Consider the following 18,142-nt stretch of genomic DNA (forward strand, 5'->3'; position numbering starts at 1 on the left):
CTGTTCCACAATAATTATTGGAGATGGCTAATAGAAATTTCGCACATCAAACCTGGTTTCGACGCATAAGCACGCGGGCCACTCAATCACTTAATTCCTCCTCAAAGCAATGCTTCAGCTTTTGAGCCAGTACCTCAACGTTAGGCTTTCTCAGCATAGTCAGGTGATTCCCAGGAACCCTAATCACCTCTACTTTTTCCGTCGTTAATTCACTCCAGCCAACAGTCGGATCTTGAGGACTCATGCTTAGCTGTTCCCTCGATCTAAACAGAGTAATTCGCTGCGGATAAATTTTCGGTACATAGCTGAGAGTTGCTTGACTATTAGCCTGAAATACAGTAAACATCGAGGGTATTGCCAGCTCGTGCCAGCTCCGTTCTTTTGACTCCTGAGATAGAATGCTAACCATAACGGCCTGTTTCCAATTCCAGCGATGCAAAAAATTAGCTGCCAAATTAAGCATCTTATTTAATTTCGGAAATTTGGCAGCAATACCGCCACTTTGAACATTTTCTGGCGCAGCCACCAAGCGAAAATAATCTACTACAAAAGGCCAAATAGAGCGGGAAACAGTAGTCAGAATAAACTTGCAACCGTCCCAAAAAGAAGGTTTGTTAGCAGAAACCGGCGCTAAAGTATCCAGCACAGCAAGCAAAGCCACTTCATCCCCCGCTGCGAGCAACTGTTGAGCCATCTCAAAAGCAACCAAACCTCCAAAAGACCAACCTCCTAAAAAATAAGGCCCTTTTGGTTGAACGGTACGCAAGGCTGCGATGTAGTCAGTCGCCATGTCTTCAATGCTAGTTAACGGAGAACTTTCGCCGTCAATCCCCTTTGGTTGCAGCCCGTAAAACGGTTGATTTTCTCCTAGCCCAAACGCTAACTCGATATAAGGAAATACCACGCCAAAGATGGGATGGACGCAGAAGAAAGGCGGCTTTTTACCGCGAGGCTTAATTGCAACTAAAGGCGACCATTCCAGAGAATTTGTTTCTGAAGATAGCGAATCGGCTAAACCTTCAATTGTCGGATTTAAAAAAAGAGCAGACAGCGGCAACTCGCGCTGAAATTGCTGGTTAATCTCATTGATGAGGCGGATTGCCAGCAGGGAATCTCCACCCAAATCGAAGAAGTTGTCGCGAATGCCAACGCACTCGGCGTTGAGGATTTCGGCCCAAATTTGGGCGAGGGTTGACTCGGTTGGTGTGCGAGGTGCAATGCAGCTTTTATCTATGGAATTGCTAGTTAGAGTTCCCGGTACAGGTAGGCGCTGGCGGTCGATTTTGCCATTGGGAGTTAGGGGCAGAAAATCCATCGCCACAAAAGCATTGGGAATCATGTAATTGGGCAGTTGTTGTTTGAGGAAATTGCGTAGTTCCCCGGGATTAAGGGTCTGATTGTGATTGGCGACGACATAAGCAACTAGGCGTTTGTTGCCGGACAAATCATCCGCAGCAACCGCTGCTGTTTCTTTGACTGCTGGATGCTGAACCAGCAGCGCTTCCATTTCTCCCAATTCTATTCGATAACCGCGAATTTTTACCTGTTCGTCTGTGCGGCCTAAAAACTCAATATTGCCGTCGGGAAAATAGCGAGCTAAGTCACCTGTTTTATAAATTCGTTCTCCTGCTTTCTGGCTAAACGGATTAGCAATAAATCGCTGGGCGGTTAATTCGGGGCGGTTCAGGTAGCCTCGCGCCAATCCGCTGCCGCCGATGTACAATTCACCGGGAATTCCAACGGGTACAGGCTGTAAATTTTTATCTAAAATATAGAGTTGAGTGTTAGCTATTGGGCGGCCGATGGGCGGTTTTTTGCTATCGCCAATTTCGGCCAAACTTGACCAGACTGTCGCTTCTGTAGGGCCGTAAGCGTTAAAAAATCTGCGCCGGGAAGCCCAGCGTTTAACAATATCGGGGGAACAGGATTCGCCAGCACAGATGATTGTTTGCAGTGCGGGAAGTTTGGCGTTTGGAAGGACAGCTAGCAGCGAGGGGGGGAGGGTAGCGTGGGTAATAGCATTGTCCTGCAAAAATTGGATTAATGTTTGTCCTGGCAACAAAGATTCTTTCTTGGCACAGTAAAGTGTTGCTCCGGTTCCCAAGGCCATGACAATCTCAAAGATTGAGGCATCAAAACTCAGGGATGCGAATTGCAAAATGCGGTGATTTGAGTTTAAGTTAAAAGCTTCTATTTGAGCTAGGGCTAAGTTGTATAGTCCCCGATGTTCTATTAAAACGCCTTTAGGTTTTCCGGTTGAACCAGATGTGTAAATGACGTAGGCTAGGTTTTTTGGTAGGATATTTGTAGTTGGGTTTTCTGGGCTTTTTCGGGCGATAATTTCTCTGTCGGAATCCAAACACACTACTGAAAAAACTCCGTAATTTTCCGGCTGCGTTAAGTTTTTTGCTAAGTGCTGCTGAGTTACCAAAATCGACACCTGAGCATCTTCTAACATGAAGTTAAGGCGCTCTTGAGGATAAGTTGGATCTAAAGGCAGGTAGGCTGCGCCTGCTTTGATAATGCCTAGCAATCCGACGATCGCATCTAAGGAACGTTCTACACAAAGGCCCACTAAAATTTCTGGTGCTGCTCCGAATTGCTGCAAGTAACGTGCAAGTTGGTTGGCTCGGCTGTTGAGTTGGCGGTAGGTTAACTGCTGGTTTTCAAAGACGGCGGCGACAGCATGGGGCGATCGCGCGACTCGATCTTCAAATAGCTGATGGAAACACTGGTTTTGCGGATAATCTCTCTGAGTGTCATTCCAATCATTTAATAATTGCTGGTATTCTGGCGCTGTCAGCAAAGCCAAGTCGCTGAGGTGCTGTTTGGGATTGGCAACAATGGCTTCGAGCAGGGTTTGGAAATGTCCCGCCATGCGCGCAATTGTGGCGCTATCAAATAAGTCTGTGCTGTAGACAAATTGCCCTTGAATACTTCCTGCATTTTCCCACAAATGGCACTCTAAATCGAGCTTGGCGGTTCCCGCGTCAAAGTCGATCGCCTCTCCAACGATTCCCGGCAATTCTAGCGCTGCTACAGGAGTGTTTTGCAGGCTGAAACTAACTTGAAATAGGGGGTTGCGGCTCAACTCGCGATCGGGGTGCATTTCCTCGACCAACTTCTCGAAGGGCAAATCTTGGTGCGCGTAGGCTGCCATTGCGACGTTTTTTACCCGATGCAATAGTTCCCGAAAAGTTGGGTTTCCCGAGAAATCTGCACGCAGCACTAAACTATTGACAAAAAAACCGATTAATGCTTCTATTTCGCTCTGGTTGCGATTGGCGATCGGCGTTCCTACTGCAATATCTACTTGTCCTGTGTAGCGGTACAGCAAAGTTTGAAAAGCGGCTAGTAGAGTAATAAATAAAGTCGCGCTTTCTTGCTGGCTCAATGACTTTAGCGCCTCGCTCAAAGCAGGTGATAGTATTATAAATTGTTTGGCGCCGCGGTAGGATGGAACGGCAGGTCTTTGCCTGTCTGTTGGTAGATTGAGGGTGGTAATTCCGTTTAACTGCTGCCGCCAATAAGCTAACTGGGTTTCTAATACTTCGCCGGGGAACCATTGGTGCTGCCATTCTGCAAAGTCGGCGTACTGCACGGGCAGTGCTGGCAAGTGCGAGATCCCATTTTTTACAAAGGCTGTGTAGAGCGTTCCCAGCTCTCGAATTAGCACTCCAATCGACCAACCATCAGCCACAATATGATGTAAATTCAGCAACAATATATGTTCTGTTTCACTGAGTTTTAGAAGCGTTACTTTGAATAACGGCCCGGCGGCTAAATCAAAAGGGCATTGCGCTGCATCGGTTGCGAGTTGCAGCGCTGCTGTTTCCTGCTGATTTGGCGATAGATTTTGTAAGTCGATTGTGGGGAGAGATACCGTTAAAATGGGAGCAATAACTTGTACGAGTTCCCCTTCCAAAAGCGTAAAAGTAGTGCGTAAAGTTTCGTGCCGCTGCACAATTTCATTGAAAGTTTGCTCTAAGCATCTTAAGTTGAGCGAACCAGTTAAGCGGAGCGCTGCTGAGACATTGTAGAAAGGATTGCCCGGTGCTAATTGATTGAGGAACCAAAGCCGCTGCTGAGCAAACGATGCCGGGAAGACGAAAACTTCTATTTCTTGCTGCATATTTATCGAAATTGCACCTGTTCAACAGCCATCATTTTTATTGAATTTCTAGATTATCTCTTGCACTCATTCACAAACCCTCTTAAAATTATCTGCGTTAATCTGCGTTAATCTGCCTTATATCTGCGGTTGACCGATCAAAAATTTATGCAAGAGGTCTATTAAAAGATGATAGCTTCCGCCGCCGACTATCGCGCGAAATCGGCACTAAAGCCGGAGCTTCACTTTTAGAATTCTTATCTTTCAAACTCTCAACAATCTTAGATAATTCTGAAATTGTTGGCGCTTCAAAAACCCGGCGCAAAGGCAACTCTACCCCGAAAGCATCTCGCACTCTAGAAACAAGCTGAGTCGCCAGCAGCGAATGGCCTCCTAATTCAAAGAAGTTGTCCCGGATACCCACTCGCTTTATCCCCAAAACCTCAGCCCAAATTTTCACTAAAACTTCCTCAATAGAAGTATGAGGCGCAACATAACCGCCCACCCATTCTAACTTAATCGGCTCCGGTGCAGGCAAAGCGAGGCGATCGACCTTTCCGTTAGCCGTCACCGGTAGCGACTCCAGCACCACAAAAGCCGACGGAACCATATATTCCGGCAGTTTTTCTGCTAGATAAGCCTGCAACTGCGGCACTAATTTACGCGCTGCTTTAGCTTGTAAGGGATTGTTAGCATAAGAGCCCCAAGGACGCAAGTTATCGCTTCGGGTTTCTCCCACAAAATCTCTAATTTCGCCCCGTGCAAACATTACATCGTAGCGCCCTTGACTGTCGGAATTAGACCAACTAATATTAACATTATACGGAACTTCCAAAGCATACCACGCTTCGGGATATACTCCTAAATTTTCGACTTTTTCCACGGCTTTCTGCAACTGACCTGCCGTTGAAAATTTATCGACAACAGACAGCAACTCTGCCGCCTTAACTGCTGCCGTTACCCGCGCATTAGGCACATTAGCAATTCTTAAAACATCGAGTTGATTTTGCACTAATATTTGTTGCACCTTGGTAACAGTCAGATTCTGATTTTCATCCAACCAATCCAGCCGTTTTTCTGCGCTGCACTCCCCTTTCGGCGCTGATTTTGGGCGTGCTGTTTCAGACGCAATATGCAAAATAGCATTGTACCGAAAATCAGTTAACTCATTGTGGTAACTACCGCGAATTAATTGAATCTCTACGCCACCAATCTGCGGAAAGCGCTGCTTTAATGCGTTAAAAAAATCTGGTTCAATAACTAACTCTGTTTCTTGAAAAATTTGCATTTGTACTCGCTGCTGCAACTGTTCGCCAGAGAGAGAAGGTTCGGCTTGATACAGTTGTACGGAAGCGTGGAAAGCTGCCAGCAACGGCAAGCTGCGGACATCTCCGATGAATATAAAGCCGCCGGGGGCAGTTGCTTTCACCGCACCTTCTAGCACCTGCACGAGATAGTCGATATTCGGGAAATATTGCACGACAGAGTTGAGAATTACTGCGTCAAAAGCTGCTGTCTCTACTCCTTCCAAGTCTGTCGCCATTTTCTGAAGCAGCGTTACATTAGCTAACTCTTGATTTGCCAAGTGCTGCCGAATATAGTTGAGCGAAATAGGTGAAAAGTCTGTGCCGCAATATTGAGTGCAGCGAGAGGCAATTTGGAACAGCAACAAACCTGTGCCGCAGCCAATTTCTAACACTCGGCTAGGCTGCAAAGCTAAAATTTGGGCCGCTTGATTTTTCGCCCAGTCGCGCATCTGTTCTGCTGGGATTGGCTGATTAGTATAACTGCTATTCCAGCCGACAATATTAAAGGTTGGATCTGAGTCAACAGCAGGTTGATTGTAAGTTTCATTGTAGAGCATTTGCCACTGCAAAACCTGTTCGTCCTGCAATTGCATTATTTGGTTTTTTTCGCTGGCACTGCTATATTCTGGATTCAGGGCAATATAAGCTACTAAACGTTTATCTCGTTGTCCATCTTCCGAAGCTATTGCTACAGTTTGCTGCACGGCCGGATGTTGAGTTAATAGTGTCTCGATTTCTCCTAATTCGATGCGGAAACCGCGAATTTTTACTTGTTCGTCAATGCGTCCTAAAAATTCAAGGTTGCGATCGCCTCTGTAGCGCACTAAGTCGCCGGTTTTGTAAAGTCGCTCTCCTGAATTTGGTTTAAAAGGATTGACAATAAAGCTTTGTGCGGTTAAATCTGGGCGGTTGAGGTAGCCGCGAGCGAGTCCGTTTCCGCCGATGTACAATTCGCCAACAACCCCGATCGCCACTGGCTGCAAATATTTGTCTAATATGTAGATTTGAGTGTTAGCAATGGGGCGGCCAATTGTGGGGGCGATGTCTGTTTGCTCTGTTGCAGGAATATAACCGGAAGTTGTGACGACGGTGTTCTCGGTTGGACCGTAATTATTTACTAGCTTAAATGGATGGGATTTTAAAGGATGTTGTTGCAGTTTTTCGCCACCTGCGAGCAATATTCGCAACGCTGTTGTTTGAGGCCAATCTAATAGCAAAACTTTCTCGGCTAAAGGTGTTGGCAAAAAGCTAATGGTGATGGCTTTTGATACTAACCAGTTTTGCAGTTTTTCAGGATCTCGCCTGATGTCATCTTCTGGGAAGTAGATGCTAGATCCTGCGGCGAGATAAGGCCAAATTTCCCACCCGCAAGCATCAAAGCCGATCGCTGCTATTTGCGTTGCTCGATCGCCCGCTGACACCCCAAACTCTCTTTGATGCCAAAAAACGAGATTTAGCAAGCTCCCGTGCTCAATTTCCACTCCTTTCGGCTTTCCCGTGGACCCGGAGGTGTAAATCGCGTAAACCAGATTTTCGGCTGTGGCTGCGCTGGTGGGATTGTCGGCGATTTCTTGGGAAATCATCTCCCAGTCTGTGTCTAAACAAACTATCTGTAAATTGGGCGATTCCCTGCGGGATAGCTTCGCTTGACGCAAATTCTCTACCCATTGCTGCTGAGTTAACACAACAGATAATTGAGCATCTTTTACCATAAAGCTCGATCGCTCAGCAGGATAGCTCGGATCTAAAATTAAGTAAGCTCCTCCCGCTTTCAGGATACCCAACATCCCCACAATCAGATCGAGCGATCGCCCGCAGCAAACCCCGACTAAAACTTCCGCCCCAACCCCCATTTTTTGCAAATAATGTGCTAGTTGGTTGCTGCGGAGATTTAGCTCTCCATAGGTGACTCGCTCCTCTCCAAATACCAGCGCCACCGCATCCGGTGTCCGATCGGCCTGCATTTCAAATAGCTGATGGATGCACAAATCTTGCGGATAATCCACCAGAGTATTGTTGCATTCAACTAACAAATGATAGCGCTCTTGGGCGCTCAAATATTGCAAGTTGGCAATTCGCTGTTCGGGATTTGTCACAATGCTTTCTAACAAGGTTTGAAAATGCCCGATCAGGCGGGTAATCGTAGCTTCATCAAATAAATCGGCGCTGTAAATAACCATGCCGCTGATGCCCTCTGAGCTATCAACCCACAGCTTATTGCTGGGCGATTGGTTGCTTCCCGAGCTGTTGGGCGATCGCTCCCACAAATGAAACTCCAAATCAAACCGCGCTGTACCAACATCTAACTGCTGCGGGCTGAGTGTTAATTCTGGCAATTCTAACCGATTCCCCGGCGCGTTTTGCAGCGCAAACGCCACCTGAAATAAGGGGTTTTGGTTCAACGCGCGATCGGGGTGCAGTTCTTCTACTAACTTCTCAAACGGCAAATCTTGGTGAGCGTAAGCTCCTAATGCTACCTCTTTGACTCGGTTTAAAAGTTCCCGAAAAGTTGGATTTCCCGACAAATCTGTACGCAGCACCAAACTGTTGACAAAAAAACCGATTAATGCTTCAATTTCACTGCGGTTGCGATTGGCGATCGGCGAACCTACAACAATATCTTCTTGCTGCGCGTAATGGTAAAGCAACGTTTTAAAAGCTGCCAGCATTGTCATAAACAGCGTCACTCCTTCGCGCTGGCTCAACGTTTCTAAAGCCTCGCTCAGTTGTTTTGGCAGTTGCAAAAATTGCCTTTTGCCTCGGTAACTTTGAATTGCTGGTCTGGGTCGATCCGCAGGCAAATTTAGCAGAGAAATGCCGTTTAACTGCTGCCGCCAGTAAGCAAGCTGCGTTTCTAAAACTTCCCCTTGCAGCCATTCGCGCTGCCATTTTGCAAAATCAGCATACTGGATTGACAAAGCCGGTAAAGGCGAAGGTTTTTCCCTCGCAAATGCCGTGTAAAGCGCGCCTAATTCCTGAATTAGCACTCCGATAGACCAACCATCGGATACAATATGGTGCATATTCAGCATTAGTAAATATTCCGCATCATCTAACTGCAACAATGTGACTCGCAGCAACAAGTCATTGGACAAATTGAAAGAGCGTTGAGCTTCCTCAGCCGTGAGCCTGTTTGCTTCAGTTTGTCGAGATTCCTTTGGCAAATTTCGCAAGTCCACTACATTAATTGGAAGGTGGAAAGCAGCAGCTATTCTCTGAACGGGTTGGCCCGAAACTACGGCCAAAGTCGTGCGTAAAGCTTCGTGGCGGCGCACAATTTCATTGAAAGTTTGTTGCAGCGCCGCAAAATTGAGCGAACCTGTCAAACGCAATGCTGCGGGAACATTATAAAAAGGATTGTTCGGTACTAATTGGTCGAGAAACCACAAGCGCTGCTGTGCAAAGGAAAGCGGTAAATTTCCGTCCCGTCCCATCGGAACAATCGGTGTAGGAGTGAAACTAGAAGTACGATTAGCTGCTTTTAAAAATGAAATAATTTCGGCTTTTTTCTGAGAAATTTCGGCGCGCAGTTCGGGTGTAAGAATTCCTTCAGGAGCGTTGCAGCGCAGGCGATATCCCTCAACAAAAATATTAATATCTAGACTGCGAAGGTAAGATAAAAACTCAACTAACTCCACCCTGACAGAATCTCTGGCATTTGGCGATGAACTCGCTATTGTTGGATCGGGCATTTTGAGTCATCCTGTCATTACTTGGGCAAATCAATCAAAGAAATTCCACCAGCGCACAAGTTAAGAGCTTAACCGATCGCTTGCTTACTGTGGCCTAACCTGAGTATGATTCTGTTTGAATCCGCAACCAAAATCCTACCCAAGGTTTCAGCTTATGCCGTTCATGCCCTTCAATTTTCTGTTTCTATGGCTGGTGGGACTGCTGTCCATCGGGGTACTTGGCGGAGGTATATACATTATTTACGAATGGTACATCGGCGCACTTGTAGGGATTTCCTACTTAGTCAGCGGAGTCTTAATGCTTCTTTGGTCTGTTGGTGGCCGCTTTATCAGTTTGCCGCTGTTCCGCCGCCCCGGCGCTGACGAACCCAAGCCGACGCGGACGGGTACGGTGCAGCGCATAGAGAGGCCTGATGGCACTATTTTACAAGTAGAATTCTACGGCCCAGAGGACGGACAGCCGATTATTCTCTCCCACGGTTGGGGGCCGAACAGTATGGTTTGGTATTACGCGAAACGGCAACTAAGCGATCGCTTCCGAGTGATTGTTTGGGATCTTCCAGGTCTGGGAAAATCCACTCGACCAAAAAACAGCGACTACTCCCTAGAAAAATTTGCCCGCGATCTCGAAGCCGTCATTGCCATAGCAGGAACTAAACCTGTTATCCTACTCGGACACAGCATGGGCGGCATGATTTCTCTAACATTCAGTCGGCTGTTTCCAGAACTTCTCGGTAGTCGAGTAGCTGGTTTAATTCTGGTAGATACCACTTATACTAATCCCGTCAAAACCGCTATTTTTAGCGGTTTATTACGCGCTTTGCAGAAGCCGCTGCTTCAACCTATCCTCTATCTCACAATAGCTCTTGAACCGATTATGTGGGGAATGACTTGGCTGAGCTATCTCAATGGTTCACTGCACATCAGTGTAGAATTATCGGGATTTAAAGGCACTGAAACGCGCGGTCAATTAGAGTTTTCCGCTTTCTTATCAGCCTTGGGTTCTCCCGGCGTTCTCGCTCGCGGCACATTGGGAATGCTCAAATTTGACGAAACAAAAACTTTGCGATCGATTGACATTCCTGTGTTGGTGATATGCGGCGATTCAGATATTGCCACTACCCCCCCAGCTAGCTTGCGAATGAAAGCAGAATTACCTCAAGCAGAGCTAGTTACTATAAAGCGAGGAGGACACATGGCATTAATGGAACACAACCAGCAGTTTGCCGAAGCTGTCAGGGCATTCTGCACTGAAATTTCGTGACTAAAAATGTGATTTAAAATCCTGTAGGTTCTGGCTGGGGATACCCTATTTTTCTTCTTAGTCTTAATGTCCCGAACTAAAGAAGAATCTTTGATAAAGTGATAATAAAGCTTGTCCCCTTGCCCTCTACACTTTCAACCGCAAGTGTCCCTTTATGGGCTTCAATAATACTCTTTGCTAAAAATAATCCTAATCCCCAGCCAGTTTGCTCCTCGGCACAAATGGTTCGACGAAATTGTTGAAATAGGATGGATTGAGCGTCTAGCGCGATCGGATCGCCTTCATTATGGATAGTAAGGCTGATCTGCGTTTCAGTTTGCTGGATCGTGAGTGTAATAGGCGTACTAGGCGCACCATATTTCACAGCGTTAATTGCTAAATTTTCAATCACCCGCCGTATTTCTTTACGGCTGCAAAAAGTCCTCATTTCAGAATTAGAGACTACAACAAACCGCTCTCCATACGCGAAGCTCAAATCTTCTACCACCTCTTGGACTAGCATCACAAAATCGCATTCTTCAAATTCAATCTTTAAGCTCTGCCCTGCCCGCAGCCGACTCGCATCAAGCAGATTTTGAATCATCGAATCCAGCCGATTGATCGCACTGAGCATCCTCGCCGCCACATCCATATGGCTGTCTCCTCGTTCAAGCCGCCGCAGAGTTAGTTGAGTTCCCATTTTTACGACATTGATGGGATTTCTCAGGTCGTGAGTTAACGTCACCATAAATAGTTCTTGAATATCTCGCAGCGTTTCGGAGAATTGAGTAGCAGCGTCATTAACGGCTTGCTCAATCGAGCCGATAATAATGTCTCGATCCTGCACTCCTAAAGGTGCTTCTTCTTCTAAAACTTGAAATATTACTTGACGGAGGAGGTGATACTCGAAAATGAGGTGACTCATGGAGTAGTCCGCATACCCCGCCCGTTCATGCCCATGCAGCTTGCCAATCCGCGTACTTTCTACCTCGTCGGCTGTAATTCGCGCAGATGTCCTGACAATTCTGTTTGAGAGTTCATCTACCAGTTGGTTTAAGTAGAGAGGTAGGGAATCTTGCAAGACAAGAGAATCTTGATGTGTTGATGCGCTGACTTCCTCACGCGCCCGCTTCTCCCACATCCGCATAATTTTTTCAGCATTTTGTTTAAGATGGTCAGACGCTTGGTTGGACATCGTTTCGGATTTTCTTGATGACTGGCTGTTGAGAAAACATTTTCTCCCTTATTTTTAATGCCCTGCAAGCAATTTTGCAAGTATATAGGCAGCCTCAGCCTTTAGGAGGTTAGGAAGTAACAGGTCTACATCTCCTCGTGAAGCAGACTTGAATATCAGTTCCCATTGCGGTAATTTCTACCGACAGGCAAATGCCAATTCCACAAAACAATCAAAATCATCCAATTATGTAAGCCCTTAAAATTCCACATCTTCGCGCTCATTTTCGTCTGTTCTGGGAGTATCCAAACCAGTCGCTGCCCAGCGCATTGTTTCAATGTATTTTGCCAGACTCGCCACAGTCGGAGCCTCAAAAAAATTGCTGACCGATAACTCGACTTGCAAAGCGTCTCGGATGCGAGAAATCAACTGAGTTGCTAGCAGGGAATGCCCGCCTAGTTCAAAGAAATTATCATAGATACTAACCTGCTGTTTTCCCAAAACTTTAGCCCAAATTTTCCCGATCGCCTTTTCGAGATCAGTCCGAGGCGCTACATAGTTTTCTGTTAGATCCTCGCTGTCTGTATCTATATCAGGCAAGGCGCGGCGGTCTACTTTGCCATTAGGCGTCAGTGGCATATTCTCCAACACTGCATAAGTTGCAGGAACCATATATCCTGGTAACTTTTCTTTCAAAAATTGGCGCAACTCACTTGACTTAAGATTTTGAGTTTCTAATTTTTCCTTAATGCCGTCAGGAATAACATAAGCTACCAAATGTTTATCGTCGGGGATGTCTTCCCTCACAATTACTACTGCTTCGCGCACTTGTGGATGCTGGCACAAAGCCGCTTCAATTTCTCCCAATTCTATGCGGTAGCCGCGAATTTTTACTTGGTCGTCAACGCGGCCTAAAAACTCGATGTTGCCGTCAACCTGATAGCGGCCTAAATCACCTGTTTTATAAAGGCTAGAACCAGATTTGTTGCTAAAAGGATTGGGAATGAATGCAGCAGCAGTTAAATCAGGCTGGTTGAGGTAGCCTTTCGCCAGTCCGTCACCGCCGACGTACAATTGACCTATAACGCCGATCGCCACTGGCTGCAAATCCGCATCGAGGAGATAAATTTGCGTGTTGGCGATCGGGCGGCCGATAGGGATAGATGTTGCGGTTTCGGGTACGTCTTGCACGCAATAATAAGCCGAAAATGTGGTATTTTCTGTAGGCCCGTAAACGTGAATTAATTGAGTGGTTTGCGCCTGTTTTAGAACTTTTTTAACCCATCTCATATCGACCGTTTCTCCGCCAAACAGCAAGCAGCGCAGCGAATTAAAAGCTTGGGGTAAAACTCTAGCAATTTGTTGAAATAAGGCAGTTGTTAAAAACAAAACTGTGATTCCTTGTTGGCGCAGTTCTAAGGCTAAATCGTGAGGCGAAAGGGTAATATTTGTGCTAATCCCCACGAGTTGAGCGCCGTTAAGCAAGGCTCCCCAAATCTCGAATGTGGCTGCATCGAATGAAGCGTTTGATGCTTGGGCAATTTTATCGGTAGGTTCTATTTTTATATAGTTGGTGTTGAGTACCAGCCGATTTACTGCTTTGTGGGTGACAGCAACTCCCTTGGGTTTTCCTGTAGAGCCAGATGTGTAAATAACGTAAGCTAGGTTGTCTGCTGTTACGGTGTTGGCGGGATTTTCGGCGCTTTCTTTGGCTATGTCTTCCCAATCGCGATCGAAGTAAATCACCGAGTTTGAGAAGTCTCGGAAATTCTCAATCAATTTATCTTGAATTAGCAAGACTTTAACTCGAGCATCTTCCAGCATCAAGTTTAGCCGATCGCGCGGATAGCTCGGATCTAAGGGTAGGTAAGCCCCTCCCGCTTTCAGTACAGCCAACATTCCGACAATTAGGTCGATCGATCGCTCTGCACAAAGCCCCACTAAAACCTCCGCCCCCACGCCCATTTTTTGCAGGTAGCGCGCCAGTTGGTTGCTGCGACTGTTGAGTTCTCTGTAAGTCAGGTGCTGGCCCTCGAAAGTTAGGGCGACATCCTCCAGATGCTGCTGGACTCGCTCTTCAAATAACTGATGAATGCACTTATTTTGAGGATAATCTGTCCGAGTATCGTTCCATTCTCTGAATAATTGATTCACTTCATTCTCGCTCAATAAAGGTAAGTTAGCGATTCTTTGTTCGGGATTAGCCACAATGCTTTCCAGCAGCGTTTTAAAATGCCTCAGCATTCGGGCGATCGTAACTTCATCAAATAAATCCGTATTGTACACAGCTAAGCCTCTGAGTCCTTCCGAATCTTCCCAATGTTCGCCGTACCTGCTCCTAAAATTATCGGAAGCTTCCCACAAATACAGCTCTAAATCAAAGCGCGTTGTTTGAGTCTCCAAAGGAAAAGAAATCAACTTTAATTCTGGCAATTCTAGCTCGTCCACAGGCGCATTTTGCAGCCCGAATACAACCTGAAACAGCGGGTGGCGATTCAACGATCGCTCTGGGTGCAATTCCTCGACGAGCTTCTCAAAAGGCAAATCTTGGTGAGCATAAGCTCCCAGAGTTACTTCCCGCACTCGGCCCAAAAAATCTCGAAATGTCGGGTTTCCCGAGCAGTCTGTTCGCAGCACTAAAGTATTGACAAAAAAACCGATTAATGCTTCTATTTCGCTGCGGTTGCGATTGGCGATCGGCGAACCGACAACAATATCTTCTTGTTGCGAGTAGCGGTAAAGCAAAGTTTGAAATGCAGCCAGCACTGTCATAAATAAAGTCGCTCCTTCTCGCTGCGAGAGCGCTAAAAGTGCGTTTTTTAGCTTTTTAGGCAGTTCTAAATATTGAGTTTTTCCCCGATAATTTTGCATAGCTGGTGCAGGGCGATCGGTCGGCAAATTTAACACTGAAATCCCGTGCAATTGCTGCCGCCAATAAGCTAACTGAGTTTCTAATACTTCACCTTGCAGCCATTCGCGCTGCCACTCGGCAAAATCGGCATATTGAAGTGATAATTCTGGGAGGGGAGATGGCTGTTGATTTATCAAAGCTGTATAGATAGCCTCCAATTCTCGAATTAGTACCCCGATCGACCAATCATCGGAGGCGATGTGGTGCATATTTAGCAAGAGAATATGCTCGGTTTCTGTCAGCCGCAGGATGGTTACTCGCATCAGCGGCCCGGTGGATAAATTGAAAGGGCGGAGAGATTCTGCTGCAGAGAGTTTCTTTGCTTCTGTTTGCCGTTGTTCTGGCGGCAAATCTTGCAAGTCTAATACTTTTAAATTAGTCTTGAAATCGGGAGAGATTATCTGCACTGGTTGACCTGATACCGCTGCAAAAGTGGTTCGCAAAGTTTCGTGGCGCTGCACTATTTCGTTGAAGGTTTGCTCTAAGGCTGTTAAGTTGAGGGAACCAGTTAAGCGCAGTGCTGTTACTACATTATAGAAAGGGTTTTCCGGTGCGAATTGGTCGAGAAACCACAAGCGCTGCTGGGCAAATGAGGCGGGAAAGACAAAGACTTCGCCTTCTGAGGAAATATTCAGTTTTTCTATATCCTTTGTAAAGGAATTGTCATAAATTTCGGAGGCCATATCTGTTGCTCTTGGGGGATGAGATGTGTTAATTTTTGGATGGCGCGGGGGTGGCTTTTTCAGGGTGCGATCGCCTCTTAAAACTTTCGCGAGCAAAAGATCGGAACTGTTAAAATCATAAACCTGGGTGCGGGAGTGCGGGAGAAAGGCGGGCAAAAGAAACCGGATTTCTGGCCGCAGCATTAAGTTATCCATTGAGGGGCTAGGAGTGCGACCCCCCAATCAAATTTAGTCGCGGAAGGGCCTCTTAGGCTTGTGATTCGGGTGCAATCGGGTGAGTTAGATGCGAGAATTACCGGGAGCAATCCGTGGAGAGGTCATGCTGTAGTATGATTTCTAATTGCACAAAGTGTTCTTGGGGCGATTCCCTACCGGATAGCTTTGCTTCACGCAATTTTCTCACATTTGTAGCTTAGCGACTACTATTGATTCAACAGTGTCCGCAATCTTTTAGAGCCACTCACTAGAACTTGCGGCCTGATTTGGCAAAATACTTAAGAACAGTGAACGTGCAGTTTAAATTAGAGGTTATAGGCTAATGGCGCAGCGGAACGTATACTCGTCAAAGGGCGAGCCAGAGGATGCACAATCAGCAGAAGAAGTCCTCCACTCAGTAATGCAAGAACTGGACGCTTTGCATCAAAATGTCAAAGGCCAGTTAAATCAAGACATTACTCGGCTGCAAACTGAAAAAAATCACCTGATTGAAGATATTGAAGACCTCCGGGAGCAATATCGCAAATTGCAGTCTCAGCAAATGGAATCTCTGTCGGGGCGATACATTCAGCAGCAGCAATTGTGGCTGAAGCAGTTGGCTCAAGTTTTGGCTCACAATTTGCAGGATTTGTTGGTGCAGCGGTTCAACGAACTCAGCGCTAACTCTGGAAATTCTCTCAGCAGCCCGATTCCCAGCGGCGAGTTCCCGATACCCCTGCCGCCGAGCAACTACGACGAACGAGCCTCGCAGTTGCTGGCGGCGCTGGATGAAAGGATCGATCGCAGTTTCCAGATGCTGGAACAAGATTTAACGAGTTACGAAAGCGAGCTTTCCGTGCGGCTCAATAACATGAAAACCCTTGAACTGCAAGGGGAAGAGCTGTTACAAAATCTCGTAAACCGCATCAGGGAAGAACTCGAATCAGAAGAAGAATATCTTGAGAATCCTTTCGATGCTCAAGATTCCTATGTCGAGGAATCAACTAATTCTGTTAATTCTGTTAATTCTGTCCGCCCGCAACTTCAGCAGCCAACACCTGTGGAAACGCCGCGAGAACCGGTTCCACAGCCTTCTTCAGCGCCACCGACGGCACCCGCTAAAGTAGCTTCTCAAGTGCAGACAGGTTTGGTGCTGGCTTTGTCTTCGGCGGTGGTATTGTCGCTGTTTAATGTTTGTTTGAGAATTCTGATTAAAGGCAAAAATCCTCGGGTGGTTTTTGGGTTGTTTGAATTTCCGGGGGTGGTGACTCCGGGTTTTGGAAATTCTTTGTTGATTTTGTTGATGCGGCTGATCGTGGTGATGGCTTTGATGCCGATATTGGCGACATTTCTGTATCCTTCTGTGTGGAAAGATATTAGGCGGTTGTTCCAGTCGGGCGATCGAGCTTTGTGGAGTAAAGTTTTAGGAAGCGCATTTTTTCTGTTTTTGTCTCAGGTTTTGATTTATTTGGCGATCGGCAATATTCCAGCGGGGATTGCGATTACGATTTTCTTTATTTATCCGATCGTCACCGTACTAGGTTCTTGGATCTTGTTTGGCTCTCGCCCCAGCACAGTCGGCTTTTTGGCGATAGTGGGGATTACCGCAGGTTTGATTTTAGTTGGGTGGCCGAGTTTTGCGGTTCAACCTCCGGGCGGCGGCAATGTTGGAGTGGGAGTCACGGCGGCACTGGCTTCTGGGATTACCTTTGCAGGTTACGTATTGCTGACGCAAATGGCCGCGGGCAAGTTGCATCCAATTCCTTTTAGTTTAGTTAATTTCGCCGCGATTTTTGTATTTTCCTCCCTGAGTTTGTGGGTGCCGCTGTCGGAAAATTTTTCTCCTAAAATCGACCAAAATGTTTGGCCCGGTTTGATTATGGGAGGCGTGGTTTTAGGGGTGCTGACGCTGTTTAGCTATCTTTTGAATAATTTTGCCATCCGCTTTGCCGGGGCCGCCTTAGCGTCAGTAATTGGCACTTTGGGGCCGGCGATGACCGCACTCTTCGGTTTTCTAATTATCAATGAGAAGTTGCAGCCTGTAGCAATTCTGGGCATGGCTGTGGTGACGTTGAGCGTGGCTGCTATGAGTGTGGAACGCATAGTCACTCCTCAAAAGAAGGCTAGTTAAGGCAAGAATTTGTCCTTCATAATAGATATCAGAACCCCGACTTTTAAACAGTCGGGGTTCTGATATCTATCCCATTTAAAATCTAAAATCTAAAATCTACTTTACCTATGACTACAGTCATTAAAATAACGCCCAACTTAGAGGAGTTCCTCAAACTTCCCGAAACGGAGCCAGCTTGCGAATATATCAACAAAGAAATCATTCAAAAACCCATGCCTCAAGGTGAACATAGCAGATTGCAAGGTAAGCTTTGCAATGTCATCAACCAAATAGTCGAAACACCAAAGATTGCTTATGCTTTTCCAGAGTTGCGTTGCACTTTCGGCGGTGTATCACTCGTCCCAGATGTAGCAGTATTCCGGTGGGAAAGAATTCCTTTTCTACCATCGGGTAGAATTGCTAACCGCTTTGAAATTTATCCAGACTGGGCGATTGAAATTCTTTCTCCCGAACAAAGCCAAACAAAAGTGCTTGCTAAATTACTTGCTTGTTCGCAACAAGGCACTGAATTGGGGTGGTTAATGATTCCAGAAGAAGAAAGTATTTTAGCGGTATTTTCCGGCCAAAGAGTGGAGTTGTACGAAGGTGCAACTGATTTGCCAATACTTAATGGGATTGAGTTAGAATTGACTGTTGAAACAGTTTTTAGCTGGTTGAGTTTTAGTTAAGTTAAAAAGTTTGTGAAGCGGAACTAT

The 18,142-nt window shown here is 46.3% G+C and carries 7 protein-coding genes; 3 read left to right on the plus strand and 4 right to left on the minus strand.

Features of this window, described 5'->3' with window-relative positions:
- Positions 1–82: 82 nt before the first annotated feature.
- Both QUA25_RS09100 and QUA25_RS09105 read right to left on the minus strand, forming a co-directional pair.
- Positions 83–4,132, minus strand: a complete 4,050-nt coding sequence (locus QUA25_RS09100; RefSeq protein WP_333037141.1) for an amino acid adenylation domain-containing protein — start codon at positions 4,130–4,132, stop codon at positions 83–85.
- Between the two features lie 145 nt (positions 4,133–4,277).
- Complete coding sequence (locus QUA25_RS09105) at positions 4,278–9,110, minus strand: amino acid adenylation domain-containing protein (protein ID WP_333037142.1); 4,833 nt, start codon at positions 9,108–9,110, stop codon at positions 4,278–4,280.
- A 154-nt stretch (positions 9,111–9,264) separates the two neighbouring features.
- Between QUA25_RS09105 and QUA25_RS09110 the strand changes: the two genes are divergently transcribed.
- On the plus strand, positions 9,265–10,374 hold the full coding sequence (locus QUA25_RS09110; protein WP_333037143.1) for an alpha/beta hydrolase: 1,110 nt from the start codon (positions 9,265–9,267) through the stop codon (positions 10,372–10,374).
- A gap of 76 nt (positions 10,375–10,450) precedes the next feature.
- Here QUA25_RS09110 and QUA25_RS09115 read toward each other — a convergent pair whose 3' ends face one another.
- Complete coding sequence (locus QUA25_RS09115) at positions 10,451–11,548, minus strand: HAMP domain-containing sensor histidine kinase (protein ID WP_333037144.1); 1,098 nt, start codon at positions 11,546–11,548, stop codon at positions 10,451–10,453.
- A gap of 237 nt (positions 11,549–11,785) precedes the next feature.
- Positions 11,786–15,121 carry a non-ribosomal peptide synthetase gene (locus QUA25_RS09120; protein WP_445242208.1) on the minus strand — a complete coding sequence of 1,112 codons (3,336 nt, stop codon included), beginning with the start codon at positions 15,119–15,121 and terminating at the stop codon, positions 11,786–11,788.
- A gap of 538 nt (positions 15,122–15,659) precedes the next feature.
- Between QUA25_RS09120 and QUA25_RS09125 the strand changes: the two genes are divergently transcribed.
- Entirely contained in the window at positions 15,660–17,447 is a 1,788-nt protein-coding gene (locus tag QUA25_RS09125) for an EamA family transporter (RefSeq protein ID WP_333037146.1), read from the plus strand.
- 107 nt (positions 17,448–17,554) lie between these two features.
- Positions 17,555–18,115 (plus strand): Uma2 family endonuclease, encoded by a 561-nt coding sequence (locus QUA25_RS09130; protein WP_333037147.1) that lies wholly within the window; start codon positions 17,555–17,557, stop codon positions 18,113–18,115.
- The last annotated feature ends 27 nt before the right edge of the window (positions 18,116–18,142 follow it).

The sequence above is a fragment of the Microcoleus sp. Pol17C6 genome, assembly GCF_036701145.1.
Classification (GTDB): Bacteria; Cyanobacteriota; Cyanobacteriia; order Cyanobacteriales; family Microcoleaceae; genus Microcoleus.